This window comes from Brevundimonas sp. UYEF29 (assembly GCF_040546195.1).
Lineage (GTDB): Bacteria > Pseudomonadota > Alphaproteobacteria > Caulobacterales > Caulobacteraceae > Brevundimonas > Brevundimonas huaxiensis.
On the sequence record NZ_JBEPNH010000002.1, the window covers coordinates 1 to 14,448 of the forward strand.

Annotated in this window: 15 protein-coding genes and 1 pseudogene; 3 read left to right on the forward strand and 13 right to left on the reverse strand. The window is 63.0% G+C overall.

What is annotated here, in order from left to right; translation table 11 throughout:
- The first annotated feature begins 197 nt into the window (after nucleotides 1–197).
- Nucleotides 198–392, forward strand: coding sequence for a hypothetical protein (locus ABIB58_RS02860; protein ID WP_045811773.1), 195 nt, complete (start codon nucleotides 198–200; stop codon nucleotides 390–392).
- A 173-nt stretch (nucleotides 393–565) separates the two neighbouring features.
- Here the strand turns inward: ABIB58_RS02860 and ABIB58_RS02865 are convergent, their stop codons facing one another.
- From ABIB58_RS02865 to ABIB58_RS02875, 3 genes are read right to left on the reverse strand one after another with little or no spacing between them, the layout of a single operon-like run.
- The gene (locus tag ABIB58_RS02865) at nucleotides 566–1,522 is read right to left on the reverse strand and encodes a TniB family NTP-binding protein (protein WP_045811774.1); all 957 of its coding nucleotides are present in this window, start codon (nucleotides 1,520–1,522) and stop codon (nucleotides 566–568) included.
- Nucleotides 1,519–3,717: a TnsB C-terminal domain-containing protein gene (locus tag ABIB58_RS02870; protein ID WP_354038993.1), complete on the reverse strand. Its 2,199-nt coding sequence runs from the start codon at nucleotides 3,715–3,717 to the stop codon at nucleotides 1,519–1,521. The genes ABIB58_RS02865 and ABIB58_RS02870 overlap by 4 nt, the downstream gene beginning before the upstream one ends.
- Before the next feature lie 16 nt (nucleotides 3,718–3,733).
- Nucleotides 3,734–4,471 carry a hypothetical protein gene (locus ABIB58_RS02875; protein WP_354038995.1) on the reverse strand — a complete coding sequence of 246 codons (738 nt, stop codon included), beginning with the start codon at nucleotides 4,469–4,471 and terminating at the stop codon, nucleotides 3,734–3,736.
- Nucleotides 4,472–4,600: 129 nt separating this feature from the next.
- On the opposite strand from ABIB58_RS02875, the gene ABIB58_RS02880 reads away from it, so the two are divergent.
- Together ABIB58_RS02880 and ABIB58_RS02885 are read left to right on the forward strand one after the other, a co-directional pair.
- On the forward strand, nucleotides 4,601–4,807 hold the full coding sequence (locus ABIB58_RS02880; protein ID WP_045811777.1) for a hypothetical protein: 207 nt from the start codon (nucleotides 4,601–4,603) through the stop codon (nucleotides 4,805–4,807).
- A complete protein-coding gene (locus tag ABIB58_RS02885) occupies nucleotides 4,804–5,412 on the forward strand; it encodes a MerR family transcriptional regulator (RefSeq protein ID WP_354038997.1) in 609 nt (202 codons plus the stop codon). Before ABIB58_RS02880 ends, ABIB58_RS02885 begins: the two co-directional genes overlap by 4 nt.
- A gap of 5 nt (nucleotides 5,413–5,417) precedes the next feature.
- On the opposite strand, the pseudogene ABIB58_RS16395 reads toward ABIB58_RS02885, so the two are convergent.
- The 10 genes and pseudogenes from ABIB58_RS16395 to ABIB58_RS02930 form a co-directional block, all read right to left on the reverse strand.
- A pseudogene (locus ABIB58_RS16395) lies at nucleotides 5,418–5,686 on the reverse strand (hypothetical protein); the annotation flags it as partial.
- Between the two features lie 61 nt (nucleotides 5,687–5,747).
- The gene (locus ABIB58_RS02890) at nucleotides 5,748–9,260 is read right to left on the reverse strand and encodes a DEAD/DEAH box helicase (RefSeq protein ID WP_354038999.1); all 3,513 of its coding nucleotides are present in this window, start codon (nucleotides 9,258–9,260) and stop codon (nucleotides 5,748–5,750) included.
- Nucleotides 9,250–10,017 carry a Hachiman antiphage defense system protein HamA gene (locus ABIB58_RS02895; protein ID WP_197071078.1) on the reverse strand — a complete coding sequence of 256 codons (768 nt, stop codon included), beginning with the start codon at nucleotides 10,015–10,017 and terminating at the stop codon, nucleotides 9,250–9,252. Before ABIB58_RS02895 ends, ABIB58_RS02890 begins: the two co-directional genes overlap by 11 nt.
- A 257-nt stretch (nucleotides 10,018–10,274) precedes the next feature.
- Complete coding sequence (gene arsH / locus ABIB58_RS02900) at nucleotides 10,275–11,102, reverse strand: arsenical resistance protein ArsH (RefSeq protein WP_231576677.1); 828 nt, start codon at nucleotides 11,100–11,102, stop codon at nucleotides 10,275–10,277.
- Nucleotides 11,102–11,518, reverse strand: coding sequence for a GNAT family N-acetyltransferase (locus ABIB58_RS02905; RefSeq protein ID WP_045811582.1), 417 nt, complete (start codon nucleotides 11,516–11,518; stop codon nucleotides 11,102–11,104). The genes arsH and ABIB58_RS02905 overlap by 1 nt, the downstream gene beginning before the upstream one ends.
- Entirely contained in the window at nucleotides 11,518–12,603 is a 1,086-nt protein-coding gene (gene arsB / locus ABIB58_RS02910; protein ID WP_045811496.1) for an ACR3 family arsenite efflux transporter, read from the reverse strand. Before arsB ends, ABIB58_RS02905 begins: the two co-directional genes overlap by 1 nt.
- A complete protein-coding gene (arsC, locus tag ABIB58_RS02915; protein WP_045811497.1) occupies nucleotides 12,600–13,025 on the reverse strand; it encodes an arsenate reductase (glutaredoxin) in 426 nt (141 codons plus the stop codon). The genes arsB and arsC overlap by 4 nt, the downstream gene beginning before the upstream one ends.
- 7 nt (nucleotides 13,026–13,032) lie before the next feature.
- Nucleotides 13,033–13,368: an ArsR/SmtB family transcription factor gene (locus tag ABIB58_RS02920; RefSeq protein WP_045811498.1), complete on the reverse strand. Its 336-nt coding sequence runs from the start codon at nucleotides 13,366–13,368 to the stop codon at nucleotides 13,033–13,035.
- A gap of 242 nt (nucleotides 13,369–13,610) precedes the next feature.
- Nucleotides 13,611–14,036 carry a DUF305 domain-containing protein gene (locus ABIB58_RS02925; RefSeq protein ID WP_052689593.1) on the reverse strand — a complete coding sequence of 142 codons (426 nt, stop codon included), beginning with the start codon at nucleotides 14,034–14,036 and terminating at the stop codon, nucleotides 13,611–13,613.
- A 58-nt stretch (nucleotides 14,037–14,094) separates the two neighbouring features.
- Nucleotides 14,095–14,370 carry a metal-sensitive transcriptional regulator gene (locus ABIB58_RS02930; protein ID WP_045811583.1) on the reverse strand — a complete coding sequence of 92 codons (276 nt, stop codon included), beginning with the start codon at nucleotides 14,368–14,370 and terminating at the stop codon, nucleotides 14,095–14,097.
- Nucleotides 14,371–14,448 lie beyond the last annotated feature (78 nt).

The window sequence follows — 14,448 nt, forward strand, 5'->3', positions numbered from 1 at the left end:
TCTGCTCTTCCGTGAATCTCGCTCGTTTCATTCCGTCCGTCCTTTCAAGGGCCGGACTCTAGCTCCGCGTGGAGGAAATTCTCAGGGGCACGTCATCGACCCCACCCTAAGGCATGTTCGCAACGTGGGCATTCCGCCAGAAGGCGCTCGAAACTCCACGGACAGAAATCGAACGCGCGTAAGGCCCACGCTGGGCGATGAAAACCATGCTGGGCGAGTGCGCCTGGCGCAACTCGGCGGCGCCGGTCATCGAAATGTCGGCGCTCAAGAGGCGTTCCGAAGTAGTTCACACAATCCGCTCCCCCGGCGACGTCCCGGGTGCCATGCATGCGGACGGCGACTTCTTCGACTCCAACGCCGAAAAGCCCCGCCATGGCAGCAGCATCGTTTGATTTTGTGAAAGGGATGAACCCGGGGACTAGTACATCGATCCGCGCCGCGGCCAGCAAGTCGGTGGGCCGGGCAATGAAGTTGGCCTCGCAGTGCCGTGCAATCAGCGACATCAGACTTTCGCCTGAAATGGGCTCGCACGTGATCCCGAGGGGATGGATGATGTTATTCAGCATTAACGCCCCATCCTCCGCACAGGCCGGACGGGAGCGATGCCGTGGACGAACGGATTAATACGCAGCCGGTCGAACGCGACCCAGCACCGATCCGTGGCTTCGGAGAGATCAGAGACTGACAAAGCGTCGCTTCCACGCCGTATCGCCAGGTAGAGCGCGTCCTTGATCAGATTGCAGGCTTGCCCCAAGACGCCTTCTGAGGCCTCGTAGATGCACTCGGGGACACGGTTCTCAGTCAAGACGCCGGTGGCATCCGCGATGATATTTTGAGCCTCGACCTCCACCATAAAGGAGACGAGGAACGACCGGAACAGATGTTGATCTTCGCGTTTGGCGAGGTCCAACGGGTCCATGACGATGGGCGCTGCGCAACGTTTTTGAAGCTGCAAATTGGCACGAAAAGGAAGCCAAGCCTCTTCCACCCCTGACATTACCACCGGCACGACTGACTCCATCAAGAGCCACTTGATGGTGTCAGAGACGCTGGAGGCCAGCTTCTGATTGTCGCTGTGAACCAGATGCTGAATCTCGTCGAGGATCAGCAGTTCGACCTTGTGCTGCTTGATGTTGGCTTGGACGCGACTAAGCAGTTGGTTCTCCGTCCCCTTCTGCCAGACGGTCTGATAACCGAATGCGTCAATCGCGCGCAGGATGTCCTGAGCCAGACCCTTGCGAGTTTGGTTGGCGGTGAGCGTGACCAAGAGAACTGGAATGCGCCCGTCTTCCAGGGCTTGGGGCGTGTTCAGCCGTCGCCTGTAGCTGTGCAGGATCGTAGATTTGCCCGTTTGGGACGGCCCCACCATGAGAACACCTGTCGTGCCTCGGTCAGACCGCTGATGCGCACGAAGACGAAGATAATCGAAGGCGCTGTGCGCCTCCTTTGCGCGTTCGTTGGGGATCACAATGGCGTCCGCCAATCCTACGCGACGCGCGGCCTCGTCGTTCAGGTCAGTCATTCACCATCTCGCTTTTGCCGGCGACGCTCGATAGCGAGAGCCCAATCAAAATCGTCAGACCCTGGTGCCGGAATGCGTGAGGTCTCAGTCACAGCGGTGACACGATTGGCAGGGTTTTTCTCGATGCCCGTTTTGCGCTTCCTGGAAGCTGACCTCAGAAGCGGGTGCTTTTCCCTGGGCGCTTGCGGATCGCGGTTCCGGATCGGATCGATGTCGACTTGGACCACCTTCGACGCCACCGTTCCGCCTTGGCCGTTGATCGCGTCCAGCCGGACCAAGTCCTGCTGCGCCCGCCGTTCAGGCTCGCGAACCCGCTGTAGACGCTTGCGATCCACGACGCGCGTTTCGCAAATTTCATCCATCAGTCGGTAGACGGCCGTCCGATTGGCGCACATTTCCGCTTCGGTCTGGAATGCGCGGTTCGCCTTGTCCGTGAACTCCAGGATGCGATGATGCAGATGCTCGCTGAGGCCGCGCGTGTATTCCGCCATGACGCACGGCACTTCCACGGACGTGTTGGTTCGGGGATTCCAAACGTAGATTCGGCTGACGTCGTCAGCGTGGTAGGTAACCTTCACCGAGACGCTGCCCTGTTTCGACTGGCTACGACTCGGCGCGCTCTTGGCGATGTCCTCCCTCAATGCCGCCAATTCGTTACAGCGATAAATAAGGTTGCGGTGCATCCTGATTCCTTCGCGCGTGAGACGCACGGTTTTAGTGCGGGCGCAGGCCTGATCGAGTTCCTCCAGGTTGGGGCAGAGTTCAATCACGTCCGTAGCGGCACGATCCGCCCAGGCCTTGGCTGGTGCCTTCCCGATCTCCGAGTGAACCTCGCGGGAGTAGACGGTGACGATCCACAGGTGGATGATTTCGATCAGGTCGGACAGGAAGAGAACGGCGGTCTTGGACGGGTCGATACCGAACTCCCGCAACTGATGCGGCTTTAGCGGAACCGACCCCGGCAGCTTGTGCAGGAGCCCCTTGTTCATGGAACCGAAGAAGCGTTCGATTTGGCCCTTATACTCCGGCGTCCGCGCCGGCGCCGGTTCAAGGCTGATGCCTAGGTTGAGGCACGTGTCTTCGAACGTCGTGCCCATGAATTCCAAGCCCTGGTCGACCACAAGGGTCCTGGGCTGACCATAGGCGAGCCAGTCGTGCGTAATCTGCGGATAGCGCGACTGAACATATTTTTTGGGCCGCACTGCATGGCGAAGCGCCGCAAACGCCGCATCAAGACCAGCGTTTGCCCAGCTGACATCAAACCCCAAAACCATGCGGGAACAGGAGTCGAGGATGACGGTGAGCCGCGGCCGCCCGATCGGCTGCTGAGTGACATCGTCGATAACCCAGCAGTCCAAAATCGTATGATCGATGATGGCGATGTCCAAAAGGGCGTCCGCAACCATCGAACCTTGAACCACCCCGAAGCGACGCGTGGCTTCCTGGACGCCCCACCGGCGTTTCGCCCGTTCAAAGTTCAAGTTGGTTTTGAGCCACCGCCACACGGTGGATTCTGCTGGCCGCCTCAGCAGTTCATCGTCTATGCCGCGCGCCGCGTTCTCGTCATTCACCCTGTGGGTGACAATGACCCAGACATCGCGAACCTGAACCCGGATGGACTCATAATAGCGCTCGGCCTCCTCGCCTAGAATTTCCTGGACCCGGGGCTGTAGGCGGGAGCCTTGCGCGCCTGACGGGTTGCGTCCCACCATTTCCCCGAGACGACGGACGCCTAGCGCACCTCTTTTGGTAATCCATCGGCGCACGGAACCTGGCGACGGCGGCTTCGCGTCCCCGATCTCTTCGGCGACCGAAGCGATGAAGTTGCTGAGGCGCGCGGTCGATAGCGGAACGGGCGCGGAATCGTAGGCCTTCAGATAACGCAGCCGACGGTAACCCTTCGCGATGGCCATCTCGGCGCGCGCGTCCCCCTTCGGATCGTCGGGGCTGGCGCTTTCCCGTCGCGGGCAGCGGTCGCTTAAACGCTCCGTCGGCGAGAGCAGGCGCACGCTGCCTTTATCATAAAGGTGCAGGATTTCGGCCGTCGTGAAGATGGTGGCGCGACCTATTCGAATGTCCTTGAACTGAAAATCGTCGACCTCATCTCGCCGGCCAGTTCCCGAAGGCACCATGGCATCGAGAACGTACGTGGTACCCTCGATGACCACGCGATCTCCGGCCGAGATGTTGAACAACGAGCGGCTCAAACCCCTACACCGGCGTCACGAGGGTTTCCGCACAGAGCGGCGCATTGAGGTCGATCCGCAGGTGGCGCATCACCATCATCGCGCACAACTTGGCTTCGCCCTTCAGCGGATGATTGAAAAGTTGTTGCAGTTCCCCGACCGTAGCAGAGCGGCCCGCAAGGACTGCCTTGACAGCATCCAACTCCGCCACATCGAACGAAACGCGGCGATGCGACTGTATCTTCTTCAGCGCGGCGACGGAGGCCTGTGCCTCCAGCTCTTCGCGATCGATGACAGAGAAATCCCAGCCGAGAGCCGCATAGACATCGGCGAAAAACTCCAGCTTGAGCGCATAGTCGGGATCGGCGTCCGCCTCGAACTTGTCCTTTATCTCGACCACGGTGAGACCGTCATGGGCGCCGATCTCCAGACGGTCGGGCGTGTAAGAACGCCTCACCCCATCGATCATAGCCGTCACCGTATGCGGCTGCTCCCGATAGGCGACGATGTCGGGACTAACTTCAGGGAAGAAGAAGGCATCCCGTTCCGCCTTCGACTCCCAACCGACGTGGCGCCCCATCTTGTGGCTGTAGTACAGTCCGCCCGGACGACGCCGCCGGCGCCGACCTACTGGTCGCATTGGGCCGCCGTCTTCGCGTTCAACGACTGTGGCTGCCAGTCGCAAATCCACACCGCGCGCATAACGCGAGGCTTCCACAACTGTTGTCCGGCTCCCCCCTGCGCTGAACGACGTGATGCTCATGTCCGCTGTTTGCTCGCTCTGGCGTCCGCCACAACAGCGGACCGACCGACGTATAGATGACACGGTTGACCGGGTCAACGACCCGGTCTATGAAATTGTTCGCAGCTTAGAGGAGGTGAAGAACGCCGGATGGCAAAGTTCCAGATATGCTTGATGGGAGGCGGCGCTTCACCGGTCATGGAGACTTCGCATCCCGACCTGCAGGCGTTAGCCGAAGACCTCGTCCGTTCGCGGTTCTTAGCCGGCAAACTCGTCGATCTTGAAACTGGTGAACTTGGACCGAAGGCGCTGGTGGCGATATGTCGAATTCAGATGGTTCTTGAGGCAGACGCATGACACGCAGGAACGAGCCGCCGGCACCGAGCAGGATCACATTCACGGAATTCCTTCCCGCCGAAGTCGCAGCCATCACCGGCCTCAACGTTGAAACGCAGCGCGTGTGGCGACGGCGCGATCAACTTCCCGGATCAGGAACGCCCGCGCGCTTTTCGCCTCTGGACGTGGGCCAGGTCTTCATCCGGTACCAGTTTGCCCTCCATGGTCTGCCGCCGGGACAGAGCCAGTCGATCGGGGAAACCTATGCGTCGATGCTTCTCCACTTCGCCCTGCTCAACGTCGACGGAGCGTGCGAAGTAACTGGCTCGAATGACGATGTGGACCGGTACGTCAGCGATTTTCAGGACAGCGAAAATCCCGCCCGTCAGATATCCGGTGCACAGAAGTCCGCACGTTATCTGTGGCATGCCGATGGCGAAGCGGTGCACGAAACAAACGACCTCAGCGAGATCGCTGAAGCCAAAGGACATGTCTCGGCGTCCTTCATCGATCTGATCGAGGCGGGCACTCGCTTCGGTCAAATGGCACGTCGGCCTCTGGTGACGGTAGAGTTCGCGGTCGACGCTGGTGCCCGCCGGCATCGTCGTTTGACTGGGAGTTTGTAGACGCTGGGCGCGAAGGGTGCGTGGGCCAATAGGTCCTTGGTGTACGTGTTTTATGAGGGCGGCCATCGCAGCCTGCACCGCTGTCGCACACCCTGTTCCCAAGCCGGTCGAAGCGCCTGATCCACCACGCGCACCAGCGACCATTTGCCGAAGAAGACGCCGCTGCGCCGGCAGTCGATCGGCTCTTCCTCTCCCTTCTCAGGCAAACCTCTGGCATCGACCTGGCCACCGTGAAGCTGAGTTTCTTCAACGTGCCCGAGCACGCGGCCAAACGTGCCCTGTGCGTCGGTTAGTTGGGTTTGCAGCGCGGCCAGTAAGTCTAAGCTCGCCCTCCCCTAGAGAAGTTGAGCGTTCAGGTCATCTGGTCCTAGATAGACGAGATCGACGCCGCCATTATGCGCGGTGACCTGCAGGAGCCCTATGCGCTGACCGTTGATGAACCCGGCGATCGTCCCGAGTGGTCGATTAATGCTATCGACGATCAGATCTGGCGACCCGGGCAAGATCCGCAGAGCCTCGCCATCGTCGGGATGGTGACCCAGCCACTCCACGAGGGCGTGGTGTTCCTGTCGGCTCCAGGTGGCGATGCGCTGAGGGCTTAAGCCGCCCAGAAACTCCAGCCACAGGTCGTGCGTCTCGGGCGTCGGCCATGCCAGATCCGCTGTGAGCGCCAAGACCTCTGGCGTACGTGTCCATGCGCGCAACTCGGCCAAGCTCTCAAAACGGCCCGCGCCGTCGGCGACTGCCACCTGCGCTCCGGAGCGCGAGGTAAAACCTGCCTGGATCAAAAAGACGGTGTCACGATTCAAGACCCCAGTCTCTACCGCCCCGGCGGCCATGCCGAGTTCTAAGTCGTCAAGCTCCATGCCCTGGGCCGTCGTATAGCCGATCGCCAAGCCATAGACACGAACCGACTCCAGCGCCCAGGGCAGGCGGTAGAGGAAGGCCTCTTCGATGAACTGCAGTGCGTCGCTGTCCTCATCATCGGCGAAGGCGCTCATCGGGCGTCCCTCCAGCCAGCAACGCAGCATGTCGGTCCAATCGGCCGGCAGCTTGCGGGGCGCAAACGGCGGAATGCGGAACGCGATCTCCGCAAAGGCCGTCAGGGCTTCTATGGCGACCTCATCGTCGCGTCCGATGATGGCGCCGTTGGCGCGGATCAGCAGTTCGATCAGGTCGTCGCCGCGCGCGTCCAGAAGATGCCCGGTCGCCAGACCCACACCAGCGAGGAAATAACCGCGCCGCTGTCGGGCGGTGGTGTTGGCCCAGATGTGCTTTGCTCGCTTCACGAGCGTGTCCCGCATCAAGGCCTGCAGCTTCTCACCGCGCCGGGCCAGTCGGCGGCTCCACAAGGAACTGGCGAGCGCGGCGTCCAGAGCCGCTTCAATGTCGGCGTCGGCGACGTCTTCTTCGCCCAGCATGCTGAGCAAGGCCGTGTCGAGCGACGTGACGTAGGTGTTCCAGCTCTGCTCTTCGGTCGCCTGCTCGTCAGCGGTTTCGCCGGCGACCGGCTCGAAGTCCCACTGCGGCATGTTGGCGACATAGTCGATCAAGGTTTGGGCGTCCTTGGTGCCCAGCTTGGACTGCATGCGTCGCAGCAGGGTCAGGACGAGCCGCAGCAGGCCGCTCTCCATCTCACGGCCGGCGGTCTCGTTGACTAGGCCAGTCCAGTCGCGCCGGCGAGACACGTGCCTGTCGAACATAGGATAGAGCACAAGACCCTGCACGTCGATAAAGGCACGCCCGGCCCGGCCGACGATGTTTCTGAACTCGTGAGCCTCGATGACGCCATTATGGCCGTAGAGGCCCTGGAAGACCAAGGTCGTGGCGCTAAGGTTCAGGCCTTGGGCGAGCGTCGGCGAAGACACCGTGACCTTCAGGATCCCGTCACGCAGCAAGGCTTCGACTTCCCGCCGATAGGGGGTGGGCAGGGCACCGTGATGTACGGCGACGCCTAGCCGCAGGCATTTAAGAAGTGGATGATCCGCACCCAGCCACTCGGCCCCAATCGCCAGCGCCTTGGCCAGGCGAGGGTCATCTTCGTCGATTAGAGCGGTAAGCAGCTGGCGTTTGTAGAGATCGACGATCGTTGATGCGAACGGCTCAACCGAGCGGCGCTGCGGGCAATAAATCAGAACAGTCTGGCCATCCTCGACCAATCGCCAAGTCGTCGCAAGGACCAGTTCGCGTTGATCGTCCGGGAACGCCTTCTTGCGCTGGCCCCGGCCTCCAAGCCTGGGCGGCTCGCGCGGTGCCAGGAAGCTGGGAATGAACGGCGTCTCGTCGCCGAGGGTGATGTTGAGCTTCGCCCCACGAGCGCTCCAGTCCACTTCTCCGAACCGAAGGCGCGTCGGCCGCCAGTCCTTGAAGACAAGCCCATTAGCCTGATCGGCTGATAGCCAAGCGACGAAATCGTCAAGCTGATTGTTCTCGGGCAAGACGGCTGACAGACAGACGATACGGCGCTGGCCAGCATCGGCGCGACGCAGCAGGCGCTGGATCTGCACCTCGTAGCGAACTTCCCGCTCGCCCAGGCCGATCGTGTGCCCTTCATCCAGCACGACTAGACCGACATCATCAAGCAGGCCTGGATCGTTTCTCAGAGCGAAGTCCAGCTTTTCGGGGGTGGCGACAACGATGTCGCGGTCCTTCAGCAATCCGGTGTCGGCTTCGCTGACCCCGATGCTGCCGTAGAGACCCGACACGGTCTTGCCGAGCGGCCGGAAGGTTCGATTGAGCGACACTTCGGTTTGGGCGGACAGCGCGCGCAGGGGTGTGATGAACATCACCCGCTGGCCGCTGGAGAGGCAGGCCAGGATGCAGAGTTCGGCGATCCGGGTCTTGCCTGCGCTCGTCGGCAGCGAGACCACAAGATTCTCGTCAATCGCCATCGCACGCGCGGCCGCGTCGATCTGCGACGGCCACAGGTCGATCTCGGCCCGCGCGCGGCTATAAAGCGACGCGATGAACAACTCGCGCAGGTCGGTCCAGTCAGCCAGGGCTGCAGGGCCATCCTTGAGCAGAACTTTGTGGAAGCTGCATTGCCAGAGCTCGTCGAATAGGTGGCGCGCCAGGCGATGGGCCCACCATTGCGGGACCATGTTGAGCGCGTCGGCATCCTCAAGGCCGGCGTCGAACTCTTCCAGCGCACGGTCCAGGAGGCCGCGTTCGCCCCTCTCGAACGCCAAAAGCGCTTGGCTGACCGCCAGCATGAAGCCTTGGGTGAGCACCAGGTCCGCGACGTCGATGACGGCATCGGGCGCGCCCCCGGCTTCGTCGTCATCGGCCCAGGGCTCGGCGGAGATGGCGGCGCCGAGCTGATCCGCCAGCCGCGCGTCAGACGCTCGATCCCCCGTCGTCCAGTCGACCACCAAGGCATCGAGTCGATCCAGCTGGCGCAGCATCAGAAGCGACAACGCACGCTCGGCCGGCGCAAGATTGCCCTGCTCGGCGTCGGCGAAGGGTGTCAATAGCGAGAACGCGCGCGCCGAATATCGGGCTATGTGATAGGCGCTGGCCGCCATGAGCCGGTGAAAGTCTTGCTCCGGGCCGTCGGGACCATTGGCGACGACCGATTCCAGGGCCTCGGCTGCGGCGGCGCAGGCGGTGCGGGCCAGATCGGGGTCGCCCTCGCTTTCGAGCAGCCGAAGGCCCTGGATCAGCAGACTGTAGCCATAGGCCAGCAGGTCGTAGCTCAGACCGCGCGCGAAGCGGGGACCGCCTGCGGGAACCCGGCCATTACGCCAGACCATGGAGCGGGCCTGACCCTTTGCGAGCAATTGATCGCGGAAGCCCTGTTCGGTAGCGCGTCTTACTGCGGCGGTGATCGCATCGATATTAGACGGCATTCGCGATGACCGTGTCGAAAACGTTGCGGATGAACTCTTGGTGCGCCGGGATACGGAAGTTCACGGCCATTTGGCTCACACCGCCCGCGTAGTTCTCCAGGTCGGTAGTGAGGAAATTGGCGGCGGCGTTTCCAGTGAAGGTGAAGAGCAGATGCTGCACCTGGTTGAGAGCGATGCCGCCTTCCAGCGTTGCGTCTTCGATCAGGTCACAGGTGTGCTCGTCGCCAGCCGCCAGGTATTTTTCCGACATGAACAGAAGAGCATGGGGGGTTGGGCGCTCATCCGCCGAGGCGAGCGCTTCGCGCGCGTTTGTAATGACGGCTGTTCCCATCGCGGCCCCGCTCTTGGCTTCGCCTTTCAGGAAAAGTGGTCGACCGTCATCGGCTTCCGCGATGCCGATGAGATCATCGCCGCGCATCGCCATGTTGCGATGGTCTTTCCATTGCAGACGATAGACACCGATGTCGTACACGGTGAACTCGTTGACGTAGGCGGTACCCAGTATCTCGCCGAGATCGCCGGATCGGATTTGCTTGCTGGTCGGTAAGCGGGCTTCAATCAGGGCTGCAGCTTGGGGCTTCCCCCGTCGGCGAAGGACCCGAGCGAGCTGGTGAGCGGCGACGTAGTGGTCAGGAATGGTCGCGGCCACTTCTTCCACCCCCTCGGCGAGCCGGCCCGCCTTTACGGTGATCTGATGCAGGTCGTGGGTGCCGACTTTGCTCGAGGCGACGTCACACCAGTTGTTGATGTTGGCCAAACCTGCCTCCCTGACAGTCTTGCGCGCGATCGTAAGCGCTACCGTAAATCGAACTTAGGTCGGAACGCACGCTCTTCATAGCTGCGCGCCTGAGCTCCGCCGCTTCCAGTGTTTGTGGGACCTCGGACACGGATATCGAGCGTTATCAGTGAATGCGGAAGCCTTTCCGAGTGCCAGCTCGAAAGCTGACGTTGACAATTTTCGCTCACAGTCACGAACAGCTGCACCTCACAATGTCTTTGAAGCGCCAACAGCGGTCATTGGCGAAGTTGCGAGAACCAGACATGAGCTTGGGTTCGATGACCGAGCTTAACTGCGCCGATCCCGGCACCTGATTGTGCCGCGATGGCGATGGATGACAAATCGGACGCGGCGTCGACCGGAACGCCCTCCGCCTTTCGTTCGGAATACCGATCGACGAGCTGGACGGCGTGGGGCCGGACCAGAATGGTGAAGCGCACCAGCTCCTCCATCACGTCGACGATCCGCTCATAGTAGGCCGAGGGCTTCATCCGGCCGGCCCCGTCGAACTCCTGGAAGGCCTTGGCCACGCTCGACTGGTTGGGGATGGTGATCATCCGCATCCAGCGGCCCAGAAGGCGCAGGGTGTTGACGGCGTTGAAGCTCTGCGACCCGCCCGACACCTGCATGACGGCGAGGGTCCGGCCCTGCGTCGGGCGCATGCCGCCCTGGCTCAATGGCAGGTGATCGATCTGCAGCTTCATCAGCCCGGAGACCTGGCCATGCCGCTCCGGACTGCACCAGACCATGCCCTCCGACCAGAAGGCGTGCTCGCGCAACTCGCGCACCGCCGGGTGGTCCTCGTCGCCGGGCGAGCCCGGCAGAGGCAGGTCGGAGGGGTCGAAGATGCGGGTCTCGCATCCCATCCGTTGCAGCAGGCGCGCAGCTTCCTCGACGCAGAGCCGCGAATTGGACCGCTCGCGCAGCGATCCATACAAGAGAAGGATCCGCGGCGCCGGGTCGGTCGGGCCCAGTCCCCGGGCGGGTTCGGCGGACAGATACGCCGCGTCCAGAGCCGGCAGGTGATCCGGATCCGGCAGCGAACGCAGGCGGGCGAAGGTCATCAGAGGTCCTTGGTCAGATAGGCGGCCGACGCCGGGCAGACATCCGCGAACTCGCGGGTTCGCCGGATCGCGGCCGGTGCAGACGCCCGATCAGCGACGACGAAGCCGCGCCGGGTGAAGAAGCGCTCGGCCGTCGTGGTGAGCAGATGCAGACGTGCAGCGCCCAGGTCGCCGGCGGCGGTCTCGGCGGCGGCCAGCACCCGACTTCCCAGGCCGCGGGCCTTCTGGTCGGCAAGTACGACCAGGGAGCGCAGCAGCAGGTCGCGCCCCTCCCCTTCCAGCCCGACGTAGCCGATGACCGCGCCGTAGTGATCGGCGCTGAAATAGCGACCGGCGCCGGGCTCGGGCAGACCCGCGCCGCGCAGGGTCGCGATCAGGCCGGCGTCATCCGCGTCCAGGAAATGCAGGACGACCATCAGACGGCGTCCGCCGGCGGAGCCGTATCCGGGAACCAGCGTCGGCCCATCCACAGCGCGACGGACACCAGCAGGATCAGCACCGGCACCTCGACCAGCGGGCCGATGACCGCCGCGAAGGCGACGGGCGACGTCAGGCCGAACGCCGCAATGGCCACCGCGATGGCCAGCTCGAAATTGTTGGAGGCCGCGGTGAAGGCCAGGGCGGTGGTGCGCGGATAGTCGGCCTCGATCAGCTTGCCCATGAGGAAGCTGACCACGAACATGACGAGGAAGTAGATCGTCAGGGGAATGGCGATGCGCAGGGCGTCCAGCGGCAGGGCCACAACCTCGCCGCCCTTGAGGCTGAACATCACCACGATGGTGAACAGCAGGGCGATCAGGGTGATCGGTCCGATGCGCGGCAGAAAGCGCCGCTCGTACCAGTCGGCGCCACGGCGCGCGATCAGGCTGCGACGGGTCAGGAAGCCGGCCAAGAACGGCAGGCCAAGGTAGACGAGCACCGCGCCTGCGATGGTCCAGACGCTGACGTCCACCACGCTGCCCTGCAGGCCGAACAGGGGCGGCAGGACGGTGAGGAAGATCCAGCCATAGAGGCTGAAGAAGAGGATCTGGAAGATCGAGTTGAAGGCGACGAGGCCGGCGACATACTGGTTGTCGCCCCGCGCCAGCTGGTTCCACACCAGCACCATGGCGATGCAGCGCGCCAGGCCGATCAGGATGACGCCGGTCATGTATTCCGGCTGATCGCGCAGGAAGATCACCGCCAGCGCGAACATCAGCACCGGGCCCAGCACCCAGTTCTGGAACAGGGACAGGGCCAGCACCCGCTTGTCGGCGAAGACGCGCGGCAGCTCCTCATACCGGACCTTGGCCAGCGGCGGGTACATCATCAGGATCAGACCGATGGCGATCGGGATGTTGGTCGTGCCGATCGAGAGGCTGTCGACCCAAGTCGGCAGGCCCGGCGCCAGCATCCCCAGAGCCACGCCCAGGCCCATGGCCACGAAGATCCACAGCGTCAGCCAGCGGTCGAGAAAGGACAGGCGACGCGGCGCAGCGCCCGCCACGGGGGTGTCGATCATCGCCTCACCCGCTGGCCGGCGGCGTCGATGACGACCTCGCCGTCCTCCTTGGTGAAAGGCTTGAGGTCGTCGGCGGGCAGGAGGTCCAGAACGGCCTCGGACGGTCGGCACAGACCGACGCCAAGCGGACTGACGACGATCGGGCGATTGAGCAAGATCGGATGGGCCTCGATCGCATCGAGCAACTGATCGTCCGTCAGGCCCGGGTCCGCGAGGCCTAGTTCGGCGAAGGGCGTGCCCTTCTCGCGCAGCAGGTCGCGCAGCGGCTTGCCGGCCCGTTCGGCCAGCCAAGCGACCATGGTCCGCGACGGCGGCGTCTTCAGATACTCGACGACATGCGGCTCGATGCCGACGTGGCGGATGAGGTCGAGCGCGTTGCGCGACGTCCCACAGGCGGGGTTGTGATAGATGACGATGTCCACGGGATCCTCAGGGGCAACAGGGCGCGAGTTCGGCCAGCAAGGGCTCGCAGAGGTCCGCCCTGCCCCCGCAGCAGTCCTTGAGCAGGAAGAGGACCAGGTCGCGAAGCCGGTCCAGGTCGGCCCGGTAGATGATCGACCGGCTGCGGCGCTCCGACTTGATCAGTCCCGCCCGGGTCAGCACGCCGAGATGGGACGACAGGGTGTTGGCCGGAATCGCCAGATGGTTGGAGATGTCACCGGCAGGCAGACCGTCGGGTTCGTGACGCACGAGGAGGCGAAACGCCTCCAGCCGCGTCGATTGCGCCAAGGCGGCGAGAGCGAGAATCGAAACTTCGGTTTCCATATTTCCAAATTAGTCGAAATATGGAAATGTTCAAGCCGCTCGTCTGCGGGTGCGGCATTTCAAGCATCGGTGACGACCTGATCTTTGACGACTGCCGCCTAAAAGATCGCAGAGTAGCGACAGCCGAGTTTAAGGGTCGCTGGGCTATACTCTCCGTCGAGACCATGGACTTTGGCCACGAGGTCGACAGTTGGCCGATTTCGCACGTCTGTCGGTCCGGACGCGGTGCGCTGATCTCGCGATCAGGCGGCGGGAGCCGCCGACGCTCCCTTCTGGGCGAGCCAGGCGTCGATCAGGGTGATTTCGCGCTCCTGCGCCGTGATCACCTCCTGGGCCAGGTTCCGCGCTTGGGCGTCCTTGCCTTGCGCGAGCTCCACACGGGCCATCGAGACGGCGGCGACGTGGTGACCTCGCATCTGCTTCATGAAGTCGATGTCCGCGTCCCCGGTGAAGGCGGGCATCGCCTCCATCATCGTGTTCATCGAGGCCTTGTAGCCTTGGGTGGCGACGGAGTCGCCGGGCGCAGGCGCAGCCATGCCGCCCTCCATTCCGCCATGGGCGTCCGCCGCTGCGGGGGCCTCAGGCGCGGCTACGGCGGGCTCTTCGGCTTGCGGGGAACAGGCCGTAGCCAAGGCGCAGGCGGAGAGGACGAGGCTGATGCGTTTCATGACGGCTCCTTGGGATCCCGACGTTAGCGACCAGGAGGGCCCATTCGTTCCGCCAACTCTACCGTCCGGTCCGCGCCAAGAGCTCGATCAGCTCGCCGGCCTTTGCCTTGCGATCCTCGGGATCGTCGCCGGTCATAGCGCCCATGACGCAGTGGTCGAGGTGATCCCGTAGCACTTCGGTCTCCACGCGATGGAGCGCGGCTCGAACGGCCTGAAGTTGGGTCAGCAAGTCGACGCAATACCGGTCATCTTCAACCATGCGGGAGATTCCCCGCACCTGGCCTTCGATCCGGCTGAGCCTGTTGAGGACTTTGGGTTTCGTGTCGGTTTGCATGGGGCCTGTTCTCCTGAGCACCCCCATATACCCCAGACGGGTATCTTGCGCTATACCCCGCATGGGTATATGTTAGCT

Excerpts from the sequence above, each read along its gene's own strand:
- ABIB58_RS02860 (WP_045811773.1), top strand. The coding sequence starts at position 198 with ATGAAAACCATGCTGGGCGAGTGCGCCTGGCGCAACTCGGCGGCGCCG.
- ABIB58_RS02865 (WP_045811774.1), bottom strand. The coding sequence starts at position 1,522 with ATGACTGACCTGAACGACGAGGCCGCGCGTCGCGTAGGATTGGCGGAC.
- ABIB58_RS02875 (WP_354038995.1), bottom strand. The coding sequence starts at position 4,471 with ATGAGCATCACGTCGTTCAGCGCAGGGGGGAGCCGGACAACAGTTGTG.
- ABIB58_RS02880 (WP_045811777.1), top strand. The coding sequence starts at position 4,601 with ATGGCAAAGTTCCAGATATGCTTGATGGGAGGCGGCGCTTCACCGGTC.
- ABIB58_RS02885 (WP_354038997.1), top strand. The coding sequence starts at position 4,804 with ATGACACGCAGGAACGAGCCGCCGGCACCGAGCAGGATCACATTCACG.
- ABIB58_RS02890 (WP_354038999.1), bottom strand. The coding sequence starts at position 9,260 with ATGCCGTCTAATATCGATGCGATCACCGCCGCAGTAAGACGCGCTACC.
- arsH (WP_231576677.1), bottom strand. The coding sequence starts at position 11,102 with ATGACCTTCGCCCGCCTGCGTTCGCTGCCGGATCCGGATCACCTGCCG.
- ABIB58_RS02905 (WP_045811582.1), bottom strand. The coding sequence starts at position 11,518 with ATGGTCGTCCTGCATTTCCTGGACGCGGATGACGCCGGCCTGATCGCG.
- arsB (WP_045811496.1), bottom strand. The coding sequence starts at position 12,603 with ATGATCGACACCCCCGTGGCGGGCGCTGCGCCGCGTCGCCTGTCCTTT.
- ABIB58_RS02920 (WP_045811498.1), bottom strand. The coding sequence starts at position 13,368 with ATGGAAACCGAAGTTTCGATTCTCGCTCTCGCCGCCTTGGCGCAATCG.
- ABIB58_RS02925 (WP_052689593.1), bottom strand. The coding sequence starts at position 14,036 with ATGAAACGCATCAGCCTCGTCCTCTCCGCCTGCGCCTTGGCTACGGCC.
- ABIB58_RS02930 (WP_045811583.1), bottom strand. The coding sequence starts at position 14,370 with ATGCAAACCGACACGAAACCCAAAGTCCTCAACAGGCTCAGCCGGATC.